Here is a 25,221-nt window from a genome sequence, read left to right on the forward strand (position 1 = left end):
CGACGTCGAGGCCGGAGAGCGGAAGCAAGGGGTCGTACGGATGAACCTGCTACTCGCGGAGGTGGCCCAGGCCACCCAGCGGTTGGCCGCGGCCGGCGTGCCGTCGCCGCGCTTCGACGCGGAGGAGCTCGCCGCCCACGTCCACAACGTCAAGCGCAGCCAGCTGCACACCGTCCAGGACGGTGACTTCGACGCCCGGTACTGGGAGGCCGTCGCCCGCCGCGAGGCCCGTGAGCCGCTCCAGCACATCACCGGCCGGGCCTTCTTCCGCTACCTCGAACTGGCGGTCGGGCCGGGCGTGTTCGTGCCCCGCCCGGAGACCGAGACGGTCGTCGAGTGGGCCATAGACGCGGTCCGCGAGATGGACGTCGCCGAGCCGCTGGTGGTCGACCTGTGCTCCGGCTCCGGCGCCATCGCGCTCGCCCTCGCCCAGGAGCTGCCGCGCTCCATCGTGCACGCCTTCGAGCTCGACGAGGGCGCACTGCCGTACACCCGGCGCAACATCGAGGCCTCGCCCGACCGCGCCCGGGTCACCCTGCACGAGGGCGACGCCACCCGGGCCTTCGAGGACGACCACGCCTGGGACGGCCGCTTCGACCTCGTCATCTCCAACCCGCCGTACATCCCGCTCACCGAGTGGGAGTACGTCGCGCCGGAGGCCCGTGACCACGACCCGCAGATGTCGCTGTTCTCCGGCGAGGACGGACTCGACACCATCCGCGGCATCGAGCGGGTCGCCGCCCGCCTGCTGCGCCCGGGCGGCGCCGTGGTCATCGAGCACGCCGACACCCAGGGCGGACAGGTCCCGTGGATCTTCAACGAGGAGGGCGGCTGGACCGACGCCGCCGACCACCGGGACCTCAACAACCGCCCCCGCTTCACCACGGCGCGCAAGGCGTCGCTGTGAACCACGCCATGAGCCCGTCCGGAAGGGGACCGCACCGATGAGCCGCCGCTACGACTGTGCCGACGCCGGGGACCGCGCAACCGGCCTGCGCGAGGCCGCCTCGGCCATCCGCCGGGGCGAACTCGTCGTGCTGCCCACCGACACCCTCTACGGGGTCGGCGCGGACGCCTTCTCGCCGGAGGCGGTGGGCGCCCTGCTCGCCGCCAAGGGCCGCGGCCGCAACATGCCCTCGCCGGTCCTGGTCGGCTCGCCGACCACCCTGCACGGCCTGGTCACCGACTTCTCCGAGCAGGCCTGGGAGCTCGTCGACGCCTTCTGGCCGGGCGGTCTCACCCTGGTCGCCAGGCACCAGCCCTCGCTGCGCTGGGACCTCGGCGACACCCGGGGCACCGTCGCCGTGCGGATGCCGCTGCACCCGGTCGCCATCGAGCTGCTGAACGTCACCGGCCCGATGGCCGTCTCCAGCGCCAACCGGACCGGCGGCCCGTCCCCGGCCACCTGCGACGAGGCCCAGCAGCAGCTCGGCGACGCCATCTCGGTCTACCTGGACGGCGGCACCGCCGACCACGCCCAGGCCTCGTCGATCGTCGACGTCACGGGCAAGGTGCCGGTGCTGCTGCGGGCCGGCGCCATCTCCGCCGAGCAGCTGAGGGAGGTCGTCCCCGACCTGGAGGCCGGCAGTTGACGGCCGCCTCCCTCCATGCCGGGCCCGGCATATCGCCGTACCTGAGCGTGGGCCCCAGGCCGCTGGACCACTTCCGGATCCTGTACGTCTGCACCGGCAACATCTGCCGGTCGCCGATCGCCGAGCGGCTCACCCGGCGTGAGCTGGACACCCGGCTCAACCCCCGGGTGGCCGGGCGGATCCTGGTGGAGTCGGCCGGCACCTGGGGCCATGTGGGCGCACCGATGGAGGAGCACGCCGCCACGGTGCTGGACGAGTACGGCGCCGACAGCGGCGGCTTCACCGGCCGCGAGCTGCTGGACGAGCACGTGGTCGAGGCCGACCTGGTGCTCACCGCGACCCTGGACCACCGGGCCCAGGTCATCTCGATGGGCCACGAGGCGGGGCTGCGCACCTTCACGCTGAAGGAGTTCACCCGGCTGGTCCGCACCATCGACCCGGGCACCCTGCCGGACCCCCGGCGCGGCGCGGACGTCACCGAACGCGCCCGCGCGCTGGTCCGCGCCGCCGCCTCGCTGCGCGGCTGGCTGCTGGCCGCCGACCCCGAGGCCGACGAACTGCACGACCCCTACGGCGCGCCGATCGGGATGTTCCGCAACTGCGGCGAGGAGATATTCCACGCCGTCGACCCGGTGGTCACCGCGCTGACCGGGGTCCGCGCACCGTAGCCGACGCGCCCACTCGGGCGGTGACCGGCCCGGGCGGGCGTGCCCCGGTACGCGCCGCCGTGCCGGGGCACCGAGGCGGTCCTACGCTGGAGGAATCCGACCCGACGCGCCCGGGAGCCCCGCCATGACCGTCACCGATGCAGCGATCGGCCCCGTCGACACCTCCGAGGCGCTCTCCGCGGCCCTCCACCGGGCCGATCCGCAGCTGGCCGACCTGCTGGCCGCCGAGGCCGAGCGGCGGGCCGAGACGCTCCAGCTGCTGGCGGGGGAGAACCTCACCACCCCGGCCGTCCTGGCGGCCCTCACCGGCCCGCTGATCGACAAGTACGCCGAGGGCTACCCCGGCCGCCGCCACCACACCGGCTGCGCGCTCGCCGACGCCGCCGAGCTGCTCGCGGTCGACCGGGCCCGGGAGCTGTTCGCCGCCCCGCACGCCAATGTGCAGCCGCGCTCCGGTACGTCCGCGATGCTGGCCGCCTACGCCGCGCTGCTGCGGCCCGGCGACGTGGTGCTCGCGATGTCGCTGGAGCACGGCGGCCACCTCAGCTGCGGCTCGCGGGCCAACTTCTCCGGCCGCTGGTTCGACTTCGTCGGCTACGGGGTGCGCCGCGAGGACGGCCTGATCGACCTCGACCAGGTGCGCGAGCTGGCCCTGCGCCACCGCCCGAAGGCGATCGTGGCCGGTTCCATCTCCTACCCGCGTCACCCGGACTGGGCCGCCTTCCGGGAGATCGCCGACGAGGCGGACGCCTACCTGGTGGCCGCGGCCGCGCAGACCACCGGCCTGATCGCGGCCGGCGCGGCGCCGTCCCCGGTGCCGTACGCGGACGTCACGGTGGCGGCCACCCACAAGCTGCTGCGCGGCCCGCGCGGGGGCCTGCTGCTGTGCACCGCGGAGCTGGCCGAGCGGGTCGACCGGGCGGTCTTCCCGTTCAGCCAGGGCGGCGCCGCGATGAACGAGGTGGCCGGCAAGGCCGTCGCGCTGGCCCAGGCCGCGACGCCCGCCTACCGCGCCTACGCGCACCGCGCGGTGGCCGGCGCGCGGGTGCTCGCGGAGGGGCTCGCGCAGGCCGGGGCGCGCCCGCTGACCGGCGGGACCGACACCCACCTGGTGACGGCCGACGTCGCTCCGCTCGGGGTCACCGGCGCCGAGGCGGAGCGCCGCTGCGCGGCCGCCGGGCTGCTGCTCGGCAAGTGCGCGCTGCCGTACGACGAGGCGCCGCCCGCCGAGGCCTCCGGGATCCGGCTCGGCACCGGCACGGTGACCTCGCAGGGCATGGGCGAGGCGGAGCTGGCGGAGATCGCCGGGCTGATCGGACGGCTGCTCGTCCGGGGCGCGGACGTCCGGGTGGGGGAGCGGGTGCGGGAGCTGGCGCGGGCCTTCGCCGGGCGCCGGTGAACGGCTGTCCGAATCTCCTGCCCGGCAGGGCGAACCGCGATGCGCGCCCCCGGCGTCGGACTCAATAAGGTGTGTGCCGTGGCGACGCACCTCGAACCCCGGACAGGCACGGGAGTACCTTCGGTACCCACCCGTCGGACAGTGCTGCAGGAGGCCAGTGGTGCGTGAGTATCTGCTGGTGCTGTTCTGCACCGCGGCCGTCACCTACCTGCTGACCGGCCCGGTCCGGAAGTTCGCCATCGCGGCGGGGGCGATGCCCCCGGTCCGCGCCCGCGACGTGCACCGCGAGCCCACCCCCCGGCTCGGCGGCATCGCGATGTTCGGCGGACTCTGCGCGGGCATCCTGGTCGCCTCCCAGCTGGACAACCTGAGCAAGGTGTTCTCCCAGGGCACCGACATCCGGGCGCTGCTCTCCGGCGCCGGCATCATGTGGCTGCTCGGCGTGCTGGACGACAAGTGGGGCGTGGACGCCCTGGTGAAGCTCGGCGGCCAGATGATCGCCGCCGGCGTGATGGTCTGGCAGGGCGTCACGGTGATCACCCTGCCGGTGCCGGGTGTCGGGCCGGTCGCGGTCAGCCCCACCCAGGGCATGGTCATCTCGGTGGTCATGGTCGTCGTCATGGTCAACGCGGTGAACTTCATCGACGGCCTGGACGGCCTGGCGGGCGGCATGGTCTGCATCGCCGCGATGGCCTTCTTCCTGTACTCCTACCGGCTCTGGTACGGCTACACGATCACCGACGCCGCCCCCGCCGTGCTGTTCAGCGTGCTGCTGATCGGCATGTGTCTGGGCTTCCTGGCGCACAACATGCACCCGGCCCGGATCTTCATGGGCGACTCCGGGTCGATGATGCTCGGCCTGATGCTGGCCGTCGCCGCGATCTCCATCACCGGCCGGGTCGACCCCGACCTGATCACCAGCGAGCTGGGCTCGCAGACCGCCACCGTGCACGCCCTGGTGCCGATCTACATCCCGCTGCTGCTGCCGCTGACGGTCATCGCGCTGCCGCTGGCGGACCTGCTGCTCGCGGTGGTCCGCCGCACCTGGGCGGGCCAGTCCCCGTTCGCCGCCGACAAGCGGCACCTGCACCACCGACTGCTCCAGGTCGGCCACTCGCACAGCCGCGCCGTACTGATCATGTACTTCTGGGCCGCGCTGATCGCGTTCGGGACCGTCGCCTTCTCGGTCACCAACACCGGCCGCACCGTCGTCCTCACGCTGGCCGGGCTCTGCCTGGTCGGCCTGGTGGTGCTGCTCACCCCGCGGTTCCGGCCGCGGGCCCCGCGCGCGGTGCAGGCCTTCGTGCCGCCGCGCTACCGCCGCCGCCCGGCGGCCCGGACCGCCGGGCCGGTTGCGCACGGTGCCCGGACCGCGGAGGGCGAGGGGAGCGGGGAGCGCGGGGAGCTCACCGCCGAGTCGGCCGGTCGTGCGGCCTCCGAACCGATGGCCGAACTGTCGGCCGAGGACAAGCGCCTGCTCGGCGGGGTGCCGAAGGGATCGTCGGCGATCACCGGACGGGGCCACGGCAACGGCCGCGGCCGCTAGCGGAGGTGATGGCCCGTCAACCCCCGTCACCCGTTCGGCGGCACCCTTGGGCCGCCGGTGTGACAGGTGCCACACATTCATGGTAAAGCTCTCATCAAATAGTTTGTGATACCGTTCACGAGTACCGAGAACACGCCGAAAGACCTGACAGGTGGATGACTTCCGTCCCTGGCGGGTCTCCCTCGACGGGCTCGCCGTCGAGCGGCCGGCCCGCGGCGGTTCCGGTCCGGTGTCCCCACCGCGCTTCTCGCCCGTCCCCCCGCCACATCGACATGCCGCCGGAGTTGCCGACATGCCGTCCAACGACGCCCGGATCCTCCGGGGCGCCGCGATCCCCACTGCGGCCGCCGGAGTCATCGCGATGGCGATCTCCTTCGCCGTCGCCGGGGGCAAGGGCCTGCTCGGAGCACTCTTCGGCGCCCTGCTGGTGATGGCCTTCTTCACCTTCGGGCAGGTCGCCCTCGACCGGCTGACCAGGTCGAACCCCCAGATCATGATGGCCGCCGCGCTGCTGGTGTACACCACGCAGATCCTGCTGGTCGGCATCGTGCTGGCGGTCTTCAAGGACACCGAACTCTTCAACCGGCAGGCCTTCGCCTTCACGCTGCTCGGCTGCGCGCTGATCTGGACCGGGTTCCAGGTGCGCGGCGCCCTGAAGGCCAAGACCTTCTACGTCGACCCCGAAGCCTCTGAAAAGAAGGCCGAGAAGCCGTCCGACAAGGGGCGTCAACAGTGACGACGCCCCACTGTCCCCCCAACGAGGGGGGCGGTGTTTATGCCGCGCTGACGGGCTGCTATCGTCCGTCGCAACAACGGAGTACGGGAAGAGGCCTGGTCTGTCCGCACGGCGGACCGATCGCCCCCCGGATCCGCGCAGTCTTCGATGATCCCGCTTCGGTGCAGCGCACTGACGCGCGGGGTCGGCGAGAAACCCATCAAGTTCCAGTGCCGCTCCGTGGTCGCAGGCCACGCCGACACAGCGAGGTTGCCGTAACCATGCGTCACGACGAAGGAGTCCGTGGTGAGTGCTGAACTCACGTCCCTCGCCTCAGGCAGTTGCCACTTCGGGGACGCTGGCTGCGGCTTCCCGGCCCCGGGCCTGAACGAGTTCCAGTTCGAGCCGATTTTCTCGATCGGCAGCTTCGAGTTCAACAAGCCGATGCTGCTGTCGATCATCGTGGCCGCGCTGGTCGTGGTGTTCTTCTGGGCCGCGTTCGCCAAGCCGAAGCTGGTCCCGGGCAAGCTGCAGCTGGTCGGTGAGATCGGCTACGACTTCGTCAAGCGCTCCATCGTGCTGGAGACGATCGGCAAAAAGGGCGAGAAGTACGTCCCGATGCTGGTCTCGATGTTCTTCTTCGTGTGGCTGCTGAACATCATGTCGGTCATCCCGTTCGCCCAGTTCCCGGTGACGGCGGCGATCGCGTTCCCGGCCGGTCTGGCCGCGGTCGTGTGGATCACCTACATGACGCTGACCTTCAAGAAGCACGGCTTCGTCGGCGGTCTCAAGAACCTCTGCTGGCCCTCGGGCATCCCCGGCTGGGTCATGTTCATCCTGGTGCCGATCGAGTTCTTCTCGAACATCTTCGTGCGCCCGTTCACGCTCGCGGTCCGAGCCTTCGCGAACATGTTCGCCGGCCACCTGCTGATCGTGATGTTCTCCATCGCCTCCTGGTACCTGCTCAGCCCGACCCTGGGCGCGCTGTACGGCTCGGCCTCGTTCGTCGTCGCCGTCGGCCTGACCGCCTTCGAGCTGCTGGTCCAGTTCCTGCAGGCCTACATCTTCGTGATGCTGGCCAGCAGCTACATCGCCGGTGCGCTGGAAGAGGCGCACTGAGCCAGGGGCTGCGGCCCTCCCCGAACCACCCCCCGGAACGCCCGGTGGCCAATCACCACCGGATCACCATCCCCGCAAAGGACACATTGCAATGAGCATGCTCGCTGAGGTCGGCGTCTACGGTTCCGTCGCTTCCATCGGCTACGGCCTCGCCGCGATCGGCCCCGGCATCGGTGTCGGTCTCATCTTCGGTAACGGTGTCCAGGCCATGGCCCGTCAGCCCGAGGCCGCCGGCCTGATCCGTTCCAACATGTTCATCGGCTTCGCGCTGACCGAGGCGCTCGCCCTCATCGGCATCGTCATGCCGTTCGTCTTCGGCCAGGGCCCCAAGTAATCCCGGCGTAGACCCTTCGAGGAAGGTCCAGATATGAGCATCGCGGCTCACCTCGCGGAGGAGGGGGAGATCATGAACCCCCTTCTGCCCGCATGGCCCGAGATCATCATCGGCCTGCTCTGCTTCTTCATCGTCTTCGGGATCCTCGGCAAGAAGCTCCTCCCCAGCATCGAGAAGGTGCTGTCGGAGCGCCGGGACGCGATCGAGGGCGGCATGGAGCGCGCCGAGGCCGCTCAGGCCGAGGCCCAGGCCACGCTTGAGCAGTACCGTGCGGAGCTCGCCGAGGCGCGTCACGAGGCTGCTCGCATCATCGAGCAGGCTCGCGAGCAGGGCGCCGCCCAGCTCGCCGAGATGCGCGAGGAGGGCCAGCGCCAGCGCGAGGCCATCGTCGCCGCCGGCCACGCCCAGATCGAGGCCGACAAGAAGCAGGCGACCGCCGCCCTGCGCCAGGACGTGGGCTCGCTGGCCACCCAGCTGGCGTCCCGCATCGTGGGCGAGTCCCTTGAGGACCACGCGCGGCAGAGCGGTGTCGTCGACCGCTTCCTGGACGAGCTGGAGGCCAAGGCCGCCGTTGCTCAGGGTGCGGCCAAGTGATCGGCGCCAGCCGCGAGGCTCTGGCCGCCGGGCGGCAGAACCTGGAGAGCCTGACCGACTCCACCTCGGTGGACGCGGCCAAGCTCGCCGAGGAGCTCACCGCCGTCACGACCCTGCTGGACCGTGAGGTGTCGCTCCGCCGCGTTCTGACCGACCCCTCCCGGTCGGGCCAGGACAAGGCGCAGCTGGTCTCCTCGCTGCTGACCGGCCAGGTGTCCGGCGAGACGGTCGACCTGGTGTCCGGCCTGGTCCGGTCCCGCTGGTCGGGCGCCCGCGACCTGGTGGACGCCACGGAGCAGCTGGCCGCGTACGCCGAGGTCATCGCGGCCGACAAGGCCGGTGCCCTGGACGACGTCGAGGACGAGCTCTTCCGGTTCGGCCGGGTGGTGAGCGGCTCGCACGAGCTGCGCTCCGCGCTGACCGAGCCCAAGGCCGGCGCCGTCGCCAAGACGGCCCTGATCAAGAAGCTGCTCGGCGGCCGCGCCAACGCGGGCACCGTGCGGCTGGTCACCAGCCTGGTCACCACGCCGCGTGGCCGTAGCCTGGAGCAGGGGCTGGAGTCCTACTCCAAGCTCGCCGCGGCCCGGCGCGACCGCGTGGTGGCCCAGGTCACCACCTCGGTGCCGCTGTCGGACGGCCAGAAGGAGCGCCTGTCGGGCGCCCTCGGCCGGCTGTACGGCCGCCGGGTCCACCTGAACATCGACATCGACCCCGAGGTCGTCGGCGGTGTCCGGGTGCAGATCGGTGACGAGATCATCGACGGCACGGTGTCGAGCCGCCTTGAGGGCGCTCGTCAGTCGCTCGAAGGCTGAGCACCCGAGCAGCACATCCGACCCTCGGTCGGGAAACCGGCTCCACCGGAGTCGGGAAAACGTACGGCCGGTTCATACGACCCGGCCGAGAGTCGAGTACTTGCGGCCCTCAATGGCGGGCCGAGGATCGCAAACTAGGAGAGCAGGGAAGCCTGATGGCGGAGCTTACGATCCGTCCGGAGGAGATCCGGGACGCGCTGGCCGACTTTGTCCAGTCGTACCAGCCGGACGCCGCCTCTGTGGAAGAGGTCGGCACGGTCACTGACGCGGCGGACGGCATCGCCCATGTCGAGGGTCTGCCCTCGGTCATGGCGAACGAGCTGCTGAAGTTCGAGGACGGCACCCTCGGCCTCGCGCTGAACCTCGACACCCGCGAGATCGGTGTCGTCGTCCTCGGTGAGTTCGGCGGCATCGAGGAGGGCCAGACGGTGCGCCGCACCGGAGAGGTCCTCTCCGTCCCCGTCGGCGACGGCTACCTCGGCCGCGTCGTGGACCCGCTGGGCAACCCGATCGACGGCCTGGGCGACATCGCCTCGACCGGCCGTCGCGCCCTGGAGCTCCAGGCTCCGGGCGTCATGGCCCGCAAGTCGGTCAAGCAGCCGCTGCAGACCGGCATCAAGGCCATCGACGCGATGACCCCGATCGGCCGTGGCCAGCGTCAGCTGATCATCGGTGACCGCCAGACCGGCAAGACCGCGGTGGCCGTCGACACGATCATCAACCAGCGCGACAACTGGCGCTCGGGCGACCCGGAGAAGCAGGTCCGCTGCATCTACGTCGCCGTGGGCCAGAAGGGCTCCACCATCGCGTCCGTCCGTGGCGCCCTGGAGGAGGCCGGCGCGCTGGAGTACACCACCATCGTGGCCGCTCCCGCCTCCGACCCGGCCGGCTTCAAGTACCTCGCCCCGTACACCGGCTCGGCCATCGGCCAGGAGTGGATGTACGACGGCAAGCATGTCCTGATCATCTTCGACGACCTGTCGAAGCAGGCCGAGGCCTACCGCTCCGTCTCCCTGCTGCTGCGCCGCCCGCCGGGCCGCGAGGCCTACCCGGGTGACGTCTTCTACCTGCACTCCCGTCTGCTGGAGCGCTGCGCCAAGCTGAACGACGCCCTCGGCGGCGGCTCGATGACCGGTCTGCCGATCATCGAGACCAAGGCCAACGACGTCTCGGCGTACATCCCGACCAACGTCATCTCCATCACCGACGGCCAGTGCTTCCTGGAGTCCGACCTGTTCAACGCCGGCATCCGCCCGGCCGTGAACGTCGGTATCTCGGTCTCCCGCGTCGGTGGCTCCGCCCAGATCAAGGCCATGCGCTCGGTCGCCGGCCGTCTGCGTCTGGACCTCGCCCAGTACCGCGAGCTGGAGGCCTTCGCCGCCTTCGGTTCCGACCTGGACGCGGCCTCCAAGGCCCAGCTGGAGCGCGGTGCGCGCATGGTCGAGCTGCTGAAGCAGGGCCAGTACCAGCCGTTCCCGGTCGAGGAGCAGGTCGTCTCCATCTGGGCCGGCACCAACGGCAAGCTGGACGACGTCCCGGTCGCCGAGATCCGCCGCTTCGAGCGCGAGTTCCTGGACTACGTCCGCCTGCAGCACAAGGACCTGCTCGCCGGCATCGTCGAGACCGGCCTGCTGGCCGACGGCACCGTCGACGCGCTGACGAAGGCCATCGAGTCCTTCAAGGCGGGTTACCAGACCGCTGACGGCAAGCTGCTCTCCGAGCAGGCCTGAGTCCGGTAGCGAGGGAAAGGACGTAACGACCCATGGGAGCACAGCTTCGGGTCTACAAGCGCCGGATCCGCTCTGTCACCGCGACGAAGAAGATCACCAAGGCGATGGAGATGATCTCCGCGTCGCGCATCGTCAAGGCGCAGCGCGCGGTGGCCGCCTCCACTCCGTACGCCGATGAGCTCACCCGGGCGGTGACGGCGGTGGCCACCCGGTCCAACGCCAAGCACCCGCTCACCACCGAGAACCCGAGCGCCTCGCGCGCCGCGGTCCTGCTGATCACGGCGGACCGCGGTCTGGCGGGCGGCTACTCGACCAACGCCATCAAGGCCGCGCTGACGCTCTCCGAGCGCCTGCGCGCCGAGGGCAAGGACGTGGTGACGTACATCGTCGGCCGCAAGGGCGTCTCGTACTACGGGTTCCGCAACCTCGCGGTCGAGAGCTCGTGGACGGGCTTCTCCGACAAGCCGACCTACGGCGACGCGAAGACGGTGGCGTCCGAGCTGATCGAGGCCTTCACGGCGGAGACCGGCGGCGTGGACGAGCTCCACCTGATCTCGACCGAGTTCGTGTCCATGCTGACGCAGAACGCGGTCGAGGCGCGGCTGCTGCCGCTGAAGCTGGACGAGGTCCAGCTCAGCGACCAGAAGCCGGCCAAGTCGGAGATCTTCCCGCTGTACGACTTCGAGCCGTCGGCGGAGGGCGTCCTGGACGCGCTGCTGCCGCGGTACGTCGAGAGCCGGATCTACAACGCGCTGCTGCAGTCGGCCGCCTCCGAGCACGCCGCCCGCCGCCGCGCCATGAAGAGCGCGACGGACAACGCCGGCGAGCTCATCAAGTCGCTCACGCGGCTTGCCAACTCGGCCCGTCAGGCCGAGATCACCCAGGAAATCAGCGAGATCGTCGGTGGCGCCAACGCCCTGGCCGACGCTAGCGCGGGGAGCGAATGAGTATGACCACCACTGTTGAGCCGACCACGGCGACGGGCCGCGTCGCGCGGGTCATCGGCCCGGTCGTCGACGTGGAGTTCCCCGTCGACGCCATCCCGGACATGTTCAACGCCCTGCACGTCGAGGTGGACAACCCCGACGGCTCGGGCAAGAAGACCCTGACCCTTGAGGTCGCCCAGCACCTCGGCGACGGCCTGGTCCGCGGCATCTCGATGCAGCCGACCGACGGTCTGGTCCGTGGCTCGCAGGTCACCGACACGGGTGCCGCGATCTCGGTTCCGGTCGGCCAGATCACCAAGGGCAAGGTCTTCAACGCCCTCGGCGACGTGCTGAACGTGGACCAGGCGGAGTTCGACAAGCAGGTCGAGGTCCGCTGGCCGATCCACCGCAAGGCCCCGGAGTTCAAGGACCTTGAGTCCAAGACCGAGATGTTCGAGACCGGCATCAAGGTCATCGACCTCCTCACCCCGTACGTCCAGGGTGGCAAGATCGGTCTGTTCGGTGGTGCCGGTGTCGGCAAGACCGTTCTGATCCAGGAGATGATCTACCGCGTCGCCGAGAACTTCGGTGGTGTGTCGGTGTTCGCCGGTGTCGGCGAGCGCACCCGTGAGGGCAACGACCTCATCGACGAGATGGTCGACTCGGGCGTTCTGGACAAGACCGCGCTGGTCTTCGGCCAGATGGACGAGCCGCCGGGCACCCGTCTGCGCGTCGCGCTCTCCGCGCTGACCATGGCGGAGTACTTCCGCGACGTCGAGAAGCAGGACGTGCTCCTCTTCATCGACAACATCTTCCGGTTCACCCAGGCCGGTTCCGAGGTGTCGACCCTGCTCGGCCGCATGCCCTCCGCGGTGGGTTACCAGCCGAACCTGGCCGACGAGATGGGCCTCCTGCAGGAGCGCATCACCTCGACCCGCGGTCACTCGATCACCTCGATGCAGGCGATCTACGTCCCCGCGGACGACCTGACCGACCCGGCGCCGGCCACCACCTTCGCCCACCTGGACGCGACCACCGTTCTGTCGCGTCCGATCTCGGAGAAGGGCATCTACCCGGCCGTCGACCCGCTGGACTCCACGTCCCGCATCCTCGACCCGCGGTACATCGCGCAGACCCACTACGACACGGCCGTCCGTATCAAGGGGATCCTGCAGAAGTACAAGGACCTCCAGGACATCATCGCGATCCTCGGTATCGACGAGCTGTCCGAGGAGGACAAGGTCACGGTCCACCGTGCCCGCCGCATCGAGCGCTTCCTCTCGCAGAACACCTACGTGGCGAAGCAGTTCACCGGTGTCGAGGGCTCGACCGTTCCGCTGTCGGAGACCATCGAGGCCTTCAACGCGATCGCGGACGGCAAGTACGACTCCGTCCCGGAGCAGGCCTTCTTCATGTGCGGTGGCATCGAGGACCTGGAGAAGAACGCCGCCGAGCTGGCGAAGAAGTAGTCCGGCCGGTAGCAGCCGAGCGTGACCGCGAGGGGTGGGCCCCAACCCTGGGACCCACCCCTCGCGTCGCATCGGCTGTGATTCCGGTCAAATCCGTGCCGCCGGTTTCATGCCGGGGGCGCGGGCCCGTTATTCTTACCGAAACTCCCGAGTAATCGGGCGTTGCATGAGCCTAGGAGCCCACGTTGGCTGAGCTGCACGTCGAGCTGGTCGCAGCCGACCGCAAGGTGTGGTCCGGTGCGGCCACCATCGTCGTCGCCCGTACGGCCTCCGGTGACACCGGCATCATGCCGGGTCACACCCCGGTGCTGAGCGTGCTGGAGACCGGTCCGGTCACCATCCGCACCACGGACGGCGGCACCGTGATCGCCGCGGTGCACGGCGGCTTCATCTCCTTCGCCGACAACAAGCTGTCTCTGCTCGCGGAGATCGCCGAGCTGGCGGACGAGATCGACGTCGCACGCGCCGAGCGCGCACTGGAGAAGGCCAAGTCGGACCTGGACGCGCACGCCGAGCGTCGCGCCGAGGTCCGCCTGTTCGCGGCGCGCGGCCTCAAGGCCCACGCCTGAGTGCGCCGGACCCCGCCCGAGCGGGGTCGACCGACGGTCCCGGGGACGCGCGAGCGTGACCCCGGGACTGTCGTCTCAGTTGGTAGGTCAACGCGGTCGCTGGTACGGCCGACACGGGGAACGCGGGTAGCGAGGAGGTAGGTGAGCATGGTCCTCGCCCTTGTGGTGTGTGCGGCGGTCGTGGCGCTCGGTGTGATCGGGCTGGTCGCGTTCGCGGTACGCCGCCGTGTGATCCAGCGGGTCGGTGGCACGTTCGACTGCAGCTACCGGCTCAAAATGCCGGCCGACGCCTCGACGCAGCCCGACCTCGACGAGAACGGCCAACCCACCCCGGCCCCGGTCCCGCAGACCGACGGCAAGGGGTGGGTTTTTGGTATCGGCCGGTACAGCGGCGATTCGATCGAGTGGTTCCGGGTCTTCTCCTACGCCCCGCGCCCGCGCAAGGTGCTGCCGCGCCGGGAGATCGAGGTGCTCGGCCGGCGCTACCCGGAGGGGCAGGAGGAGCTGGCCCTGCTCTCCGGCTCGGTGGTGCTGCGCTGCCTGCACAACGGCGCCCCGCTGGAGCTGGCGATGAGCGAGGACGCGCTCACCGGCTTCCTCGCCTGGCTGGAGGCGGCCCCGCCCGGGCAGCGGGTGAACGTCGCGTAACCTGCCCGGGCAGAGGGGCAGCGGCGGCCGGCCCGGCCGTTAGGCTGGCGGCATGGTCAATCTGACGCGCATCTACACCCGCACCGGCGACGACGGCACCACCGCGCTGGGCGACATGAGCCGCACGACCAAGACCGACCCGCGGCTGGTCGCGTACGCCGACACCAACGAGGCCAATGCCGCGATCGGCGTGGCGGTCGCGGCCGGCGCGCTGCCCGAGGACGTGGTCACCGTGCTGACCCGGGTGCAGAACGACCTCTTCGACGTCGGCGCCGACCTGGCCACCCCGGTGGTGGAGGACCCGCAGTACCCGCCGCTGCGGGTCGAGCAGTCCTACATCGACAAGCTGGAGGCGGACTGCGACCACTACCTGGAGACGCTGGAGAAGCTCCGCAGCTTCATCCTGCCCGGCGGCACTCCCGGCGCCGCCCACCTGCACCTGGCCTGCACGGTGGTGCGCCGGGCCGAGCGGGCGACCTGGGCGGCGATCGACGCGCACGGGGACACCGTCAACCCGCTGACCGCCAAGTACCTCAACCGGCTGTCCGACCTGCTGTTCATCCTGGCCCGCTCGGCCAACAAGGAGCGCGGCGACGTGCTCTGGGTGCCGGGCGAGAACCGCTGAGTCAGCGGTCCGCCCGCTCGGGGATCCGCCGCCCGACGATCCGGCCGTCCTCGACGATCGCGTCGGCCGGCGGCTGCTTCGGCCAGAGCGTGTAGCTGACGGCGATCGCGGTGTTCACCACCGCGGCGATGCCCAGCTTCCAGTACCACTGGTCGAAGACGGCGCTGCCGGGCGCGTCGGTGAACAGCCGCAGCACGGTGATCAGGGTGAGCGTGATCGCCACCGAGACCAGCGTGCGCCGGCAGACCGCCCACTCGTAGCGGCTGCGCCCGCGGCCGTACTTGGGCGCGGGCAGCGGCTTCGGGCCGCCGGCGAAGCGGTGCAGGAAGCGGGCGTCGGCCCAGCGGACCACCGACGGGCCGTAGCCGACCGAGAAGCCCAGGTAGCTCGCGGCCAGCGCGTGCGTCCAGGAGGCGGTGGCGCCGCCGCGCAGGTCGAGGAAGGTGAGCAGGAAGAGCACCAGGTCCGTCACGGGCAGCCCGACCAGCAGGACGGTGCTCACCCTGCGCAAGCGCAGCAGGTAGCGGGTGGCGAGGCCCAGCGCGAGGAGCAGCCAGAAGGCGATCTCGGCGGCGACGATCAGGGTGACGATCATGGTCTCCTCCGGGAGTGGGTGACGCTTCCAGGCTCCCGGAGCACCCCCCGCGCGCGCGTCGTCGCCGGGGACGGGCCCCGGCTGCACCTTTCGATGTACCCGCTCTCCTCCCGGCACCGGAGCCGGGCGGCGGCGCCGGGATGATCTGATGGGGGGCGTGCGCAGACCGACACCCACCCCACGGCAGGTCGACGCGGGCATCGCGCTCGCCGGCCTGCTCGGCGGGCTGCTGCTGATCGCCTTCCAGGTGTACGACCACTCCTCGGCCGTCCCGCGCTGGCAGGTGCTGCCGGCCCTGCTGGCGATGGCGGGGCTGGAGCTCGTCCGGCGGACCAGGCCGGTGCTGGTCGCGGTGCTCGGCGGACTGGTCTTCGCCGGGAGCATCTTCTCCGGCGCGCTGCTGGCGACCACCATGATGTACACCGACCTGCTCTACGCGGCGGTGGTCTACGGCCCCCGCCGGATGTCGCCGGTGCTGCACGCCACCGGCACCGCCTCGGTGCTGGTGCTGACCACCCTGACGCTGGTGTACGACCAGCCGGCGACCGCCGTCACGGTGGCCGTGATCACCGTGCTGATCTTCCTGGGCCCGCTGTGGACCGCCGACAGCGTGCGCAAGCACCGCCAGGAGGCGGAGACCCAGCGGCTGCGGGCGGAACAGACCGCGCTGCTCTCGGAGATGGACCGGCGCGAGGCGGTGGTCGCCGAACGGGCGCGGATGGCGCGCGAGTTGCACGACGTGGTGGCGAACCACCTCTCGGCGATCGCGATCCACGCGACCGGGGCGCAGTCGGTGGCGCGGCGTCAGCGGCGGCCGGCGGACGACCCGGTGGTCGAGGTGCTCGGGGTGATCCGGGAGAACAGCGTCCAGGGACTGGCCGAGATGCGCCGCATCGTCGGGCTGCTGCGGGACAGCGGCGGCGGCGAGGCCGACGAGTCCTACGCGGCGCCGGACCTCGCGGCGGTGGACGCGCTGCTCGCCAAGGCGCGGGCGGCCGGGCGGGACGTCGGGCTGGACTTCGTGCTGGCCGAGCGGGGCGAGCGCGGCGGCCTGCCGGTGCCGGTGGAGCTGGCCGCGTACCGGATCGTGCAGGAGTCGCTGACCAACGCGCTCAAGCACGCCGGTCCGGGGGAGGTGCGGGTGCTGCTGGACTTCCGCCCGGAGGAGCTGCGGATCGCCGTGGACAGTCCGTTCCGCCGGGGTGCGGGGCAGGCGCTGCCGGGCGCCCGGGCCGGGCTGGTCGGCATGGCGGAGCGGGCCTCGCTGCTGGGCGGCAGCTTCGAGGCCGGCCCGGGAGAGGACTGCTGGAGCGTGCGCGCGGTGCTGCCGCGGACGCTGACGACGGAGGAAGGAGCGGGGCGGGCATGACGATCCGGGTGCTGGTCGCGGAGGACCAGGCGGCGGTGCGGGCGGCGCTGGTGATGATCCTGCGGGCCGAACCCGGTCTGGAGGTGGTCGGGCAGGCCGCGGACGGCGAGGAGGCCGTCCGGCTGGCCCTGGAGCTGCGGCCGGACGTGGTCCTGATGGACGTGCAGATGCCCCGGCTGGACGGCGTCTCGGCGACCCGGCAGGTGGTGGCGGCCGGGGCGGCGCAGGTCCTGGTGCTGACCACCTTCGACCTGGACGAGTACGTCTACGGCGCGTTGCGGGCCGGGGCGGCCGGGTTCCTGCTGAAGGACCTGGAGGCGGACACCCTGGTCGAGGGCATCCGCACGGTGGCCCGCGGGGACGGCATGCTGGCGCCCTCGGTGACCCGGCGGCTGATCGGCACCTTCGCCCGCCCGGACCGGGCGGTGGGGCCGGAGGTGCGGGCGGCGGTGGAGGGGCTGACGCCGCGCGAGCGGGAGGTGCTGGCCTGCATCGGCGCCGGTCTGTCGAACGGTGAGATCGCCGGTCGGCTGGAGATGGCCGAGGCGACCACCAAGACGCACGTCAGCCGGATCCTGGCGAAGCTGCGGCTGCGCAGCCGGGTACAGGCGGCGATCCTCGCCCAGGACCTCGGGCTGATGATCTGATCGACTGATTTGCTCACGTGACCAGGTCGGTCACAGATCACACCCTCGGATGGCACCACGCGCCCCGTCCGGGGGCTAGAGTCCGGCCCATGAGCGATGCGGCTCGGTGGGCGACCCCTGCCTTGAGCCGCCTTCAGGGCCCGCCCAGCGGGGCGGCGACGGCATCGGGAGTCCCAGCCATGAGCAGTGCGTCCAGCAAGCAGATCGCCGTGATCGGTGCCGGCCTGATGGGCGCCGGCATCGCCCAGGTCTCCGCCCAGGCCGGGCACCCGGTGGTCCTGCGCGACGTGACCGAGGAGGCGCTGCGGCGCGGCCTCGACGGCATCCGCGCCTCGTACGACAAGTTCGTCTCCAAGGGGAAGCTCACCGCCGAGGACGCCGAAGCGGCGCTCGGCCGGATCACCACCACCACCGACCTGGGCGCGGTCGCCGGGGCCGACCTCGTGGTCGAGGCCGTCTTCGAGCAGCTGGACGTCAAGGAGGGCGTCTTCAGGGAGCTCGACAAGCTCGCCAAGGACGGCGCGGTGCTCGCCTCCAACACCTCCGCCATCCCGATCACCCGGATCGCCGCCGCCACCTCCCGCCCCGAGTCGGTCGTCGGCGTGCACTTCTTCTCGCCGGTGCCGCTGATGAAGCTGGTCGAGCTGGTGCGCGGCTACAAGACCAGCGACGCGACGCTGGCCGCCGCCCGTGCCTTCGCCGAGGGCGTCGGCAAGGAGGTCGTGGTGGTCAACCGCGACGTGGCCGGTTTCGTCACGACCCGTCTGATCACCGCGCTGGTCGTCGAGGCCGCCAAGCTCTACGAGTCGGGCGTGGCCACCGCCGAGGACATCGACACCGCCTGCCGGCTCGGCTTCGGCCACCCGATGGGCCCGCTGCAGACCGCCGACCTGACCGGCGTGGACATCCTGCTGCACGCCGCGCGGAACATCTACGACGAGACCCAGGACGAGAAGTTCGCCGCCCCGGAGATCATGGCCCGGATGGTCACCGCCGGCGACCTCGGCCGCAAGAGCGGGCGCGGTTTCTACCCGTACGAGGGCAAGTGACACCGGGCCGGTGACCCGCTGAACCGCCGGGCCGGTGAACGGGCGGGCCGTGCGGGTACGGAACCGGACGGCCCGTCCCCGCGGGGGCGGGTGAGTTTCCTCACGCCGGCTGCCGCAGACGGGTGATTTGGGCGGTAATCGAGCGTAGGTGTGGAGAGTTCCTGCGTATATTCCCTCGGACGGGTGAAATTGCTTCAGATCCGGCCATAACCAGCAACCCGGGGGGCCGGCTCGCCGTCAGATGGGTGACGGGGAACCCGGCATTCCGGCCGGGGCCGGCGCGTGGGGAAGCGGGGCCCGCCCGGCGCCCGGACCGCCACCGCCCCGCCCCTCCGGCCCGAGACCGCCAGCCCGCCCGGCCCCACCGACACCCCGGCCCCACCGACACCCGCACCGCACGCACCCGCACACCCGTACCCCAGGCCCGCCACGCGGAGGAGGAGAGCATGCGCATCACCGGCGACCACGCGGCGCTGGCCATCGAAGGCCGCCTCGACGTGCGCACCGCCGCCGACGCGCGGTCCCGGCTGCACCAGGCCGTCGACGGCGGCCTCGGCGACCTCGTCCTCGACCTCGCCCGGCTGGAGTTCTGGGACGCCACCGGCCTGGGCGTGATCATGGGAACCCACCGCCGGGCCGGGCGCATCGGCCGCCGCCTGGTGCTCCGCTCCGTCCCCGCCCAGCTCCAGCGCCTGCTGGTGGCCACCCGGTTGCACCGCATCCTCGCCGTCGAGGGCGTCACCGCCGACCCCCGCGGCGCCACCCTCCCGGCCCTCTGAGCCCCCCGGCACCCGCCGACAGGCGCCGAGGGCGGCGCGGACCCCGGGACCACGCTGCGCGGGCGGGGACGGATGTGCGAGAGTCTGGCGGTCAGGACACGGCCGCCAGGCCCGCCCTTGCCGGGCGCGGCGGCCGCCAGGGGTGGACGGCGCGAGCGTGGGGCGGAGCAGAACGTGGCACAGCCAACCGGTGACTTCCGGCAGGAGTCCGTGCGCACCCGGAGCGGGGAACTGGTCTCCGGGGGACTGCTGGTGACCATCGGCGGCCCCGAGGGCTCCGAGGTGCGGCCCTGCCCCCCGGAATGGCGCCCCCGGCCCCGCCGCAACGGCCCCGGCACGCCCGGCCGCGGCCCGGCCGGCGACACCGGCCGCCAGGTCGGCCCGCTCGCCCTCGGCGCCGGGCCCGCCGACCAGCCGCTGCTCGACCGCGAGGCCGATGTCACCCAACTGCTCGGCATGCTCGCCGAAGGCCGGTCCGTACGCCTGGTCGGCCAGGCCGGCTCCGGGCGCAGCGCCCTGCTGTCCGCCGTCGCCGAGGCGGCCGGCGGCCTCGCCCCCGACGGCGTGGTCCGGCTCTGCGGCCACCGCCGCACCGCCGCCGACCTGCTCCAGGACCTCTTCGCGGCCACCCACCACGCCCCCGGCTTCCGACCCGACCCCGGGCAACTGGTCGAGCACCTCGCCGGTGTCGGCGCGATCGTCGTCATCGACGAGGTGGAGCCCGCCGGCGGCGAACTGGAGGCGATGCTCGCCGCCGCGCCCGACTGCGCCTTCCTGATCTCCGCCGCCCCCGACGGCCCGCTGCTCCCGGCGGACTCCCGGCTCCGGGACCACCTGGTGGCCGGCCTCTCCCGGCCCGCCTGCCTGGCCCTCGCCGCCCGGCTGGCCGGACGGCCCCTGGACGCCGCCGAGAAGGCCTGGGCGGTGGACCTCTGGTTCGAGTCCGAGGGCCTGCCGCTGCGCTTCGTCCAGGCCGCCGCGCTGCTGCGCCAGCGGGACGTCGCGGTGGACGCGCTGGTCGCCGCCGAGGAGGACCGGCTGGACGTCTTCGGCGCGGTGGCGGAGCCCGCCCGGCACCCCGACCCGGCCGTCCGCGAGGCCGCGCTGCGCGACACCGTGCCGCTGCCCTCGGTCGCCGAGTCCACCCGGCCCGCCGTCCGGCTCGCCGAGGGGCTGAGCGAGACCGCGCAGGCCGTGCTGCGGCTCGCCGTGGCGCTCGGCGGCGAGTGCCCGACCGCCCCGCACCTGCCCGCGCTGATCGACGTCGGCCAGGGCGAGAGCGCGCTCGCCGAACTCGCCGACGCCGGGCTCGCCGCCCCGATCGGCGGCCACCACCGGCTCACCGCCGGGGCGCTGGAACTGCTCGCCCCGCACTGGCCCGCCCGCGGCAGCGCCGACGGCGCCGCCCAGCACTTCGCCTGGTGGGTCGGCCACTCCTCGGTCTCGCCGGCGCAGATCGCCGCCGAGGCCGAGGTGGTGATCGGCGTCCTGCTCGCGGACCGGGCCGCCGGACGGCACGACGCGGTGCTGCGGCTGGCCCGGGCGGCGGCTCCCGCGCTGGCGCTGGCGCTGCGCTGGGGGGCCTGGGAGCACGCGCTGCGGCTCGGCCTGGAGGCCGCCCGGCGCACCGGTGCCCGGGCCGACGAGGCCTGGTTCCACCACGAGTTGGGCGTGTACGCCGTCTGCGTCCACGAACCCGGCCGGGCCACGGCCGAGTTGGAGGCCGCGCTGGCGTTGCGCGGTGCGCTCGGCGAGTCGCGCGGGGCGGCCGGGGCGCGCCGGATGCTCGACCTGCTGCGGGCCGAGGGCCGGCAGCTGCCGCCCGCCGCGCCGGCCGGGGCGGCGCCGGCCCGCCGGCCCGGGCTGCGGGCCATCGCCCGGGTGCCGGCGCGGTTCGGGAGCAGGCGCGCGGCGATCGCCGCCTCGGCGGCCGTCCTGGCGCTGGGCGTGCTCGGCACCGCGGTCGGGGTGGCCGTGTCCGGCGAGGAGAAGGGCAACGACCCGCACAGCAGCAGCGACGACGGCTCCATGACACCCGGTGCGGGAGCCTCGCCGCGCTCCACCGCACCGCGGCCCTCGCCGTCCGCGCCCTCGCCGTCCGCCTCGTCGGCGCCGGCCGCCGACGGCTCCGCGGACGGGACCGGTGCGCAGGCCCCGGAGGAACCGGAGGACGAACCGGCGCCGAGCGGCAGCGCCACCGCCCCGCGGACGCCGTCCGGCTCGCCGTCGGCCTCGGCGTCGAAGCGGCCGAGCCGTTCACCGGGCCCGGGGGCGAGCACCTCCGCGGCCCCGCCGCAGACCCAGGCCCCGAACCCGCCGCAGCCCCCGGCGGGCGGCTCCGACGGCGGCGGTGGCGCGGGCGGGACGGCGGGCGGCACGGGCGGCACGGGCGGGGGTGGGACGGCCGGCGGGGGTGGGACGGCCGGCGGCGGGGGGAGTGCAGCCGGCGGGGGGAACGCCGGCGGCGTCACTCCGCCGGCCGGCGGGACCACCGCGCAGCCCCCCGTCACGACACCCCCGGCGCCGAGCCCGCCCGCCACCCAGACGCCCACCGAGACGGCGGCGCCGTCGGGCTCGGCGAGCCCGACGGCGCCCACGACGGCTCCGCCGCCGACCGGTCCGTGACCGGCCGGGTCAGAAGAGCTTCAGCTTGTCGTCGTCGATGCCGCGCAGCTCGTCGTAGTCCAGGACCACGCAGCCGATGCCGCGGTCGGTGGCCAGCACGCGCGCCTGCGGCTTGATCTCCTGCGCGGCGAAGACGCCCTTCACCGGTGCCAGCAGCGGGTCCCGGTTGAGCAGCTCCAGGTACCGGGTGAGCTGCTCGACGCCGTCGATCTCGCCGCGCCGCTTGATCTCGACGGCGATCGTCGTGCCGTCGGCGTCGCGGCAGAGGATGTCCACGGGGCCGATCGCGGTCGGGTACTCGCGGCGGATCAGCGACCAGCCGGAGCCGAGCACCTCCATCCGGTCCGCGAGGAGCTCCTGGAGGTGGGCCTCGACACCGTCCTTGATGAGGCCGGGATCCACGCCGAGTTCGTGCGAGGAGTCGTGCAGCACCTCCTCCAGCGTGATGATGAGCTTCTCGCCGGCCTTGTTCTCCACCGTCCAGACCCCGTCGGCCTCCTTGAGGGCGCACGGCGGGGACATCCAGTTGAGCGGCTTGTAGGCGCGGTCGTCGGCGTGGATGCTGACGCTGCCGTCGGCCTTGACCAGGATGAGCCTGGTGGCGGAGGGCAGATGGGCGGAGAGCCGACCGGCATAGTCGACTGAGCAGCGGGCAATTACGAGACGCACGGTCGACCACGCTAGCCCACCGGGGCCAGTTGATGCGATTCCACGACGACCGGGTGAAGAATCCGCGAACCCCGCCACGATGGATGCCCTGCGATCCGGCGAATGCCTGTCGGCACCCTGGCGGCCACCACCATAGGCCGCTACGGTGTGTGACGGATTGCTTGCGGGAGCGCTGTCAACGGGGATGGAGACTTCAGATGAACGATCCGACAGGATCCGGCCAATGTGGTGCACCCGGGCGCAATCCGGGAGCAATCCACAGGAATGACCGGCCTGGCCCCGCGTTGACTGCCACGCTGTCCTGAGCGGCCGGCGCCCCCGACCAACGTCTCCCTCGACAGGTCCTCGGCGCCCCCGCGTCGGCGCGCTGCCGGAAACCCGGCCGTCCGACGGCGTCACACCCGTCCGACGGTGCTCCGGACACACACGCGTCCCACCCTCACCCTCAGCTTGGACTTGGACTACGCATCACCACCCGGGCGTCGCGCGGGTGGACCGCGAGAGGAGAACCCATGTCGCTCGACGTCTCACCGGCCCTGCTGGAGAAGGCCGAGCGGGACGAGGTCGACGAGCGGGAGTTCGTCGACTGCGTCCGCGTCTCCCTGCCCTACGCCTGGGACCTGATCAGCTCGCTGGTCGCCCAGACGGAGGTCGACGGCACCGACTTCGCCGACAACCAGGTACCGCCGCCCAGCGAGCAGGCCCGCGGCCAGCTCCTGCGGGCGCTCGCCAGCAACGCGATCCGGGGTGCCCTGGAGCGGCACTTCGGCGTCGAACTGGCCTTCCAGAACTGTCACCGGGTGGCGGTGTTCCGGCCGTCGTCCGCCAACAAGAAGCGCTACGAGCGCTTCACCTCGGTCCGCGAACAGCTGCTCAACCAGTCCGACGAGCTCCGCGACTGCTGAGCCGGACACCGGTCCGGCCCGGCTCGGCTCAGCTCAGCTGGGGCAGGACCTCGGAGCCGAGCCGGGCGATGTTGTGCAGGGTCGCCTCCCGGTCGCCGCTGCCCTCGGCGAGCAGGGCGAAACGGCGGATGCCGGTGCGCTCGGCGGTGGCCAGGAGCCGGTCCGCGCACTGCTTCGGCGTCCCGACCGCGTGCAGGTCGCAGAGCAGTTCGGTGTACTGGTGCGGGTCGCGCATCTTGCGCTCCCGGCCGTCCACCGTGCGGTGCGCGCCGAGCCCGAACTCGAACCAGCCGGGCATCGCGCGCAGGAGCGTGGCCCGGGCCGCCGAGGTGCGGTCGTCGACCTGGGCCACCCCGGCCGCGACGTGCCGCCGGGCGACCCGGCGCAACTGCTCCTCGCCGCGTCCGGCCGCCAGCCAGGCGGAACGATACAGCTCCAGCATGTGCAGCTTGTCCTCGTCGCCGGAGTGCATGCCCAGCAGCATCGGCAGGCCGCGTTCGGCGGCGGTGCGGACCCCGGCGGGCGAGGTGCAGGCGACCACCACCGGCGGTCCGGCCGCCGGACGGCCGGCGGTGGCGGGCTGCTCGTCGGCGGGGCCGTCGGCGTCCTGGCGCTGACGGGGGAAGCGCAGCACACCGGTCCGGTCGTCGAGGCCCAGCCAGGCACCGAGGTCCGGGCGGCGGGGCGGTTCGGTGGCCCGGGGCACCACGGCCACCTCGGGGAAGCTGAACTGCTCCCCGGCCGCGCCCACCCGCGAGCCGCGCAGCCAGCGCAGCAGCAGGTCGAGCCGCTCCGGGAAGCCCCCCTCGAAGGCGTCCACGCCGCTGCCGAAGACGTCCAGGTCGATCCACGGACCGCCGCGCCCCACGCCGAGCGTGAAGCGCCCGCCGGAGGTGAGGTGGAGCAGCGCGGCCTGCTCGCCGAGCGCCACCGGGTGGGCCGTGGAGAGCACGCTGACCGCCGTGCCGACGCCGATCCGCCGGGTCCGGCCGAGCAGCAGGGCGGCCAGGGTGGCGGCGTTGGGGCAGACCCCGTACGGGACGAAGTGGTGCTCGGCCAGCCAGACGCTGTCCAGCCCCGCCTGCTCGGCCGCGACGGCGGCGCGCACGGTGCGGTCCAGGGCCTCGCCGTGCGACTGGCCGGGGAACTGCGCGGAGAGCAGGAACGCGCCGACCCGGACCGGCGCGGTGTCCGAGGCGGTGGCGCCGGCGCGCTGGACCGCGGGCCGTGGGGTGCCGGCGGTGGCGGTGACGGCCGTGATGGTGCTGGTTCTGGTCATTGCTGGGGCCTCCTCGGGTGCGCGCAGGGTCTGCGGGCCCCGCCTGTCCCCTCGTGAGTAGCCGATGTCATGTGCCAATGGCACGTCGGGGCGCCGATTTTCCGGAGAAACGGGTGGATCTCCCGGGAAACACCCGATCATCCTCCGATGCCGTGATAGTGGCTCGGAGTGATGCCGCCCGGCCGTAGGCTGGAACGGTTCCCGCACCCCGTAGAGAGGTAGCCGCCGTGTCGCCCCGACGCAACCGGATCAAGAGCGCCGCCGATCCCGACCGGGCCGAGCCGGCCGCGCCGCTGGGCGGCTCGCTGCGCCGGACCGAGAGCTACCAGGGCGACGACTGGGTGGTGCAGACCGTCGCGGGCACGGCCGGCCGGCACTACCGCTGCCCGGGCTGCGACCAGGAGATCCCGCCCGGGGTGGGCCACGTGGTGGCCTGGCCGATGCACGGCGCGGGGGTGGACGACCGCCGGCACTGGCACCGGGCCTGCTGGGGCGCGCGGGAACGCCGGGCCTCGAACCTGCTCCGCGGCCGCGGCGCTCCCCGGTACTGACCCGCCG

At 72.5% G+C, this 25,221-nt stretch carries 26 protein-coding genes; 23 read left to right on the top strand and 3 right to left on the bottom strand.

All coding sequences use genetic code 11. The features are described 5' to 3' along the window. The first annotated feature begins 40 nt into the window (after window positions 1-40). The 16 genes from prmC (at window position 41) to ACF1AK_RS22080 (ending at window position 14,746) form a co-directional block, all read left to right on the top strand. The gene (prmC, locus tag ACF1AK_RS22005) at window positions 41-907 is read left to right on the top strand and encodes a peptide chain release factor N(5)-glutamine methyltransferase (protein ID WP_391500506.1); all 867 of its coding nucleotides are present in this window, start codon (window positions 41-43) and stop codon (window positions 905-907) included. 37 nt (window positions 908-944) lie between these two features. Next, complete coding sequence (locus ACF1AK_RS22010) at window positions 945-1,592, top strand: L-threonylcarbamoyladenylate synthase (protein WP_380286730.1); 648 nt, start codon at window positions 945-947, stop codon at window positions 1,590-1,592. Between the two features lie 29 nt (window positions 1,593-1,621). After that, window positions 1,622-2,260 carry a protein-tyrosine-phosphatase gene (locus tag ACF1AK_RS22015; RefSeq protein WP_391500595.1) on the top strand — a complete coding sequence of 213 codons (639 nt, stop codon included), beginning with the start codon at window positions 1,622-1,624 and terminating at the stop codon, window positions 2,258-2,260. 124 nt (window positions 2,261-2,384) lie between these two features. Next, a complete protein-coding gene (gene glyA / locus ACF1AK_RS22020; protein WP_391500507.1) occupies window positions 2,385-3,659 on the top strand; it encodes a serine hydroxymethyltransferase in 1,275 nt (424 codons plus the stop codon). 160 nt (window positions 3,660-3,819) lie between these two features. Further along, window positions 3,820-5,205: an MraY family glycosyltransferase gene (locus ACF1AK_RS22025; protein ID WP_391500508.1), complete on the top strand. Its 1,386-nt coding sequence runs from the start codon at window positions 3,820-3,822 to the stop codon at window positions 5,203-5,205. 292 nt (window positions 5,206-5,497) lie between these two features. Further along, on the top strand, window positions 5,498-5,941 hold the full coding sequence (locus ACF1AK_RS22030; protein WP_380286727.1) for a hypothetical protein: 444 nt from the start codon (window positions 5,498-5,500) through the stop codon (window positions 5,939-5,941). A 285-nt stretch (window positions 5,942-6,226) separates the two neighbouring features. Continuing rightward, entirely contained in the window at window positions 6,227-7,039 is an 813-nt protein-coding gene (gene atpB / locus ACF1AK_RS22035) for a F0F1 ATP synthase subunit A (RefSeq protein WP_391500509.1), read from the top strand. Between the two features lie 91 nt (window positions 7,040-7,130). Further along, window positions 7,131-7,373 carry an ATP synthase F0 subunit C gene (atpE, locus tag ACF1AK_RS22040; protein WP_030302757.1) on the top strand — a complete coding sequence of 81 codons (243 nt, stop codon included), beginning with the start codon at window positions 7,131-7,133 and terminating at the stop codon, window positions 7,371-7,373. A 33-nt stretch (window positions 7,374-7,406) separates the two neighbouring features. Next, the gene (locus ACF1AK_RS22045) at window positions 7,407-7,967 is read left to right on the top strand and encodes a F0F1 ATP synthase subunit B (protein ID WP_376091430.1); all 561 of its coding nucleotides are present in this window, start codon (window positions 7,407-7,409) and stop codon (window positions 7,965-7,967) included. Beyond that, window positions 7,964-8,779 carry a F0F1 ATP synthase subunit delta gene (locus ACF1AK_RS22050; RefSeq protein WP_391500510.1) on the top strand — a complete coding sequence of 272 codons (816 nt, stop codon included), beginning with the start codon at window positions 7,964-7,966 and terminating at the stop codon, window positions 8,777-8,779. Before ACF1AK_RS22045 ends, ACF1AK_RS22050 begins: the two co-directional genes overlap by 4 nt. A 155-nt stretch (window positions 8,780-8,934) precedes the next feature. Beyond that, window positions 8,935-10,509, top strand: coding sequence for a F0F1 ATP synthase subunit alpha (gene atpA, locus ACF1AK_RS22055; protein WP_350553049.1), 1,575 nt, complete (start codon window positions 8,935-8,937; stop codon window positions 10,507-10,509). 32 nt (window positions 10,510-10,541) lie between these two features. After that, window positions 10,542-11,456, top strand: coding sequence for a F0F1 ATP synthase subunit gamma (locus ACF1AK_RS22060; protein ID WP_391500511.1), 915 nt, complete (start codon window positions 10,542-10,544; stop codon window positions 11,454-11,456). Window positions 11,457-11,458: 2 nt separating this feature from the next. Then, complete coding sequence (atpD, locus tag ACF1AK_RS22065) at window positions 11,459-12,904, top strand: F0F1 ATP synthase subunit beta (protein ID WP_391500512.1); 1,446 nt, start codon at window positions 11,459-11,461, stop codon at window positions 12,902-12,904. 185 nt (window positions 12,905-13,089) lie between these two features. After that, window positions 13,090-13,473 carry a F0F1 ATP synthase subunit epsilon gene (locus tag ACF1AK_RS22070; RefSeq protein ID WP_344324219.1) on the top strand — a complete coding sequence of 128 codons (384 nt, stop codon included), beginning with the start codon at window positions 13,090-13,092 and terminating at the stop codon, window positions 13,471-13,473. A 147-nt stretch (window positions 13,474-13,620) separates the two neighbouring features. After that, window positions 13,621-14,121, top strand: a complete 501-nt coding sequence (locus ACF1AK_RS22075; protein WP_344324216.1) for a DUF2550 domain-containing protein — start codon at window positions 13,621-13,623, stop codon at window positions 14,119-14,121. Window positions 14,122-14,173: 52 nt separating this feature from the next. Beyond that, window positions 14,174-14,746: a cob(I)yrinic acid a,c-diamide adenosyltransferase gene (locus ACF1AK_RS22080; protein ID WP_391500513.1), complete on the top strand. Its 573-nt coding sequence runs from the start codon at window positions 14,174-14,176 to the stop codon at window positions 14,744-14,746. A gap of 1 nt (window position 14,747) precedes the next feature. On the opposite strand, the gene ACF1AK_RS22085 is transcribed toward ACF1AK_RS22080, so the two are convergent. Beyond that, window positions 14,748-15,341: a hypothetical protein gene (locus tag ACF1AK_RS22085; protein ID WP_391500514.1), complete on the bottom strand. Its 594-nt coding sequence runs from the start codon at window positions 15,339-15,341 to the stop codon at window positions 14,748-14,750. Between the two features lie 148 nt (window positions 15,342-15,489). Here ACF1AK_RS22085 and ACF1AK_RS22090 point away from each other — a divergent pair, with 148 nt between their 5' ends. From ACF1AK_RS22090 to ACF1AK_RS22110, 5 genes are all read left to right on the top strand, one after another. Then, entirely contained in the window at window positions 15,490-16,710 is a 1,221-nt protein-coding gene (locus ACF1AK_RS22090; RefSeq protein ID WP_391500515.1) for a sensor histidine kinase, read from the top strand. Then, window positions 16,707-17,357 carry a response regulator gene (locus ACF1AK_RS22095; RefSeq protein WP_391500516.1) on the top strand — a complete coding sequence of 217 codons (651 nt, stop codon included), beginning with the start codon at window positions 16,707-16,709 and terminating at the stop codon, window positions 17,355-17,357. The genes ACF1AK_RS22090 and ACF1AK_RS22095 overlap by 4 nt, the downstream gene beginning before the upstream one ends. Before the next feature lie 179 nt (window positions 17,358-17,536). Beyond that, window positions 17,537-18,406 (top strand): 3-hydroxyacyl-CoA dehydrogenase family protein, encoded by an 870-nt coding sequence (locus tag ACF1AK_RS22100; protein ID WP_391500517.1) that lies wholly within the window; start codon window positions 17,537-17,539, stop codon window positions 18,404-18,406. 446 nt (window positions 18,407-18,852) lie between these two features. Continuing rightward, a complete protein-coding gene (locus tag ACF1AK_RS22105; RefSeq protein WP_344324199.1) occupies window positions 18,853-19,185 on the top strand; it encodes an STAS domain-containing protein in 333 nt (110 codons plus the stop codon). Between the two features lie 174 nt (window positions 19,186-19,359). After that, the gene (locus tag ACF1AK_RS22110) at window positions 19,360-21,810 is read left to right on the top strand and encodes an ATP-binding protein (RefSeq protein WP_391500518.1); all 2,451 of its coding nucleotides are present in this window, start codon (window positions 19,360-19,362) and stop codon (window positions 21,808-21,810) included. A gap of 9 nt (window positions 21,811-21,819) precedes the next feature. Here ACF1AK_RS22110 and nucS read toward each other — a convergent pair whose 3' ends face one another. Beyond that, on the bottom strand, window positions 21,820-22,479 hold the full coding sequence (gene nucS / locus ACF1AK_RS22115) for an endonuclease NucS (RefSeq protein WP_350553073.1): 660 nt from the start codon (window positions 22,477-22,479) through the stop codon (window positions 21,820-21,822). Window positions 22,480-22,991: 512 nt separating this feature from the next. Between nucS and ACF1AK_RS22120 the strand changes: the two genes are divergently transcribed. Then, complete coding sequence (locus ACF1AK_RS22120; RefSeq protein WP_380286711.1) at window positions 22,992-23,384, top strand: SCO5389 family protein; 393 nt, start codon at window positions 22,992-22,994, stop codon at window positions 23,382-23,384. Window positions 23,385-23,412: 28 nt separating this feature from the next. On the opposite strand, the gene ACF1AK_RS22125 is transcribed toward ACF1AK_RS22120, so the two are convergent. Beyond that, complete coding sequence (locus ACF1AK_RS22125) at window positions 23,413-24,663, bottom strand: LLM class flavin-dependent oxidoreductase (RefSeq protein WP_391500519.1); 1,251 nt, start codon at window positions 24,661-24,663, stop codon at window positions 23,413-23,415. A gap of 227 nt (window positions 24,664-24,890) precedes the next feature. Between ACF1AK_RS22125 and ACF1AK_RS22130 the strand changes: the two genes are divergently transcribed. Then, window positions 24,891-25,214 (top strand): ATP/GTP-binding protein, encoded by a 324-nt coding sequence (locus tag ACF1AK_RS22130; RefSeq protein WP_391500520.1) that lies wholly within the window; start codon window positions 24,891-24,893, stop codon window positions 25,212-25,214. Window positions 25,215-25,221: the final 7 nt, after the last annotated feature.

Origin of the sequence: Kitasatospora sp. NPDC015120 (assembly GCF_043080305.1) — a bacterium.
Classification (GTDB): Bacteria; Actinomycetota; Actinomycetes; order Streptomycetales; family Streptomycetaceae; genus Kitasatospora.

Excerpts from the sequence above, each read along its gene's own strand:
- prmC (WP_391500506.1), top strand. The coding sequence starts at position 41 with ATGAACCTGCTACTCGCGGAGGTGGCCCAGGCCACCCAGCGGTTGGCC.
- ACF1AK_RS22010 (WP_380286730.1), top strand. The coding sequence starts at position 945 with ATGAGCCGCCGCTACGACTGTGCCGACGCCGGGGACCGCGCAACCGGC.
- glyA (WP_391500507.1), top strand. The coding sequence starts at position 2,385 with ATGACCGTCACCGATGCAGCGATCGGCCCCGTCGACACCTCCGAGGCG.
- ACF1AK_RS22030 (WP_380286727.1), top strand. The coding sequence starts at position 5,498 with ATGCCGTCCAACGACGCCCGGATCCTCCGGGGCGCCGCGATCCCCACT.
- atpE (WP_030302757.1), top strand. The coding sequence starts at position 7,131 with ATGAGCATGCTCGCTGAGGTCGGCGTCTACGGTTCCGTCGCTTCCATC.
- ACF1AK_RS22045 (WP_376091430.1), top strand. The coding sequence starts at position 7,407 with ATGAGCATCGCGGCTCACCTCGCGGAGGAGGGGGAGATCATGAACCCC.
- atpA (WP_350553049.1), top strand. The coding sequence starts at position 8,935 with ATGGCGGAGCTTACGATCCGTCCGGAGGAGATCCGGGACGCGCTGGCC.
- ACF1AK_RS22060 (WP_391500511.1), top strand. The coding sequence starts at position 10,542 with ATGGGAGCACAGCTTCGGGTCTACAAGCGCCGGATCCGCTCTGTCACC.
- atpD (WP_391500512.1), top strand. The coding sequence starts at position 11,459 with ATGACCACCACTGTTGAGCCGACCACGGCGACGGGCCGCGTCGCGCGG.
- ACF1AK_RS22075 (WP_344324216.1), top strand. The coding sequence starts at position 13,621 with ATGGTCCTCGCCCTTGTGGTGTGTGCGGCGGTCGTGGCGCTCGGTGTG.
- ACF1AK_RS22080 (WP_391500513.1), top strand. The coding sequence starts at position 14,174 with ATGGTCAATCTGACGCGCATCTACACCCGCACCGGCGACGACGGCACC.
- ACF1AK_RS22085 (WP_391500514.1), bottom strand. The coding sequence starts at position 15,341 with ATGATCGTCACCCTGATCGTCGCCGCCGAGATCGCCTTCTGGCTGCTC.
- ACF1AK_RS22090 (WP_391500515.1), top strand. The coding sequence starts at position 15,490 with ATGGGGGGCGTGCGCAGACCGACACCCACCCCACGGCAGGTCGACGCG.
- ACF1AK_RS22095 (WP_391500516.1), top strand. The coding sequence starts at position 16,707 with ATGACGATCCGGGTGCTGGTCGCGGAGGACCAGGCGGCGGTGCGGGCG.
- ACF1AK_RS22100 (WP_391500517.1), top strand. The coding sequence starts at position 17,537 with ATGAGCAGTGCGTCCAGCAAGCAGATCGCCGTGATCGGTGCCGGCCTG.
- ACF1AK_RS22105 (WP_344324199.1), top strand. The coding sequence starts at position 18,853 with ATGCGCATCACCGGCGACCACGCGGCGCTGGCCATCGAAGGCCGCCTC.
- ACF1AK_RS22120 (WP_380286711.1), top strand. The coding sequence starts at position 22,992 with ATGTCGCTCGACGTCTCACCGGCCCTGCTGGAGAAGGCCGAGCGGGAC.
- ACF1AK_RS22125 (WP_391500519.1), bottom strand. The coding sequence starts at position 24,663 with ATGACCAGAACCAGCACCATCACGGCCGTCACCGCCACCGCCGGCACC.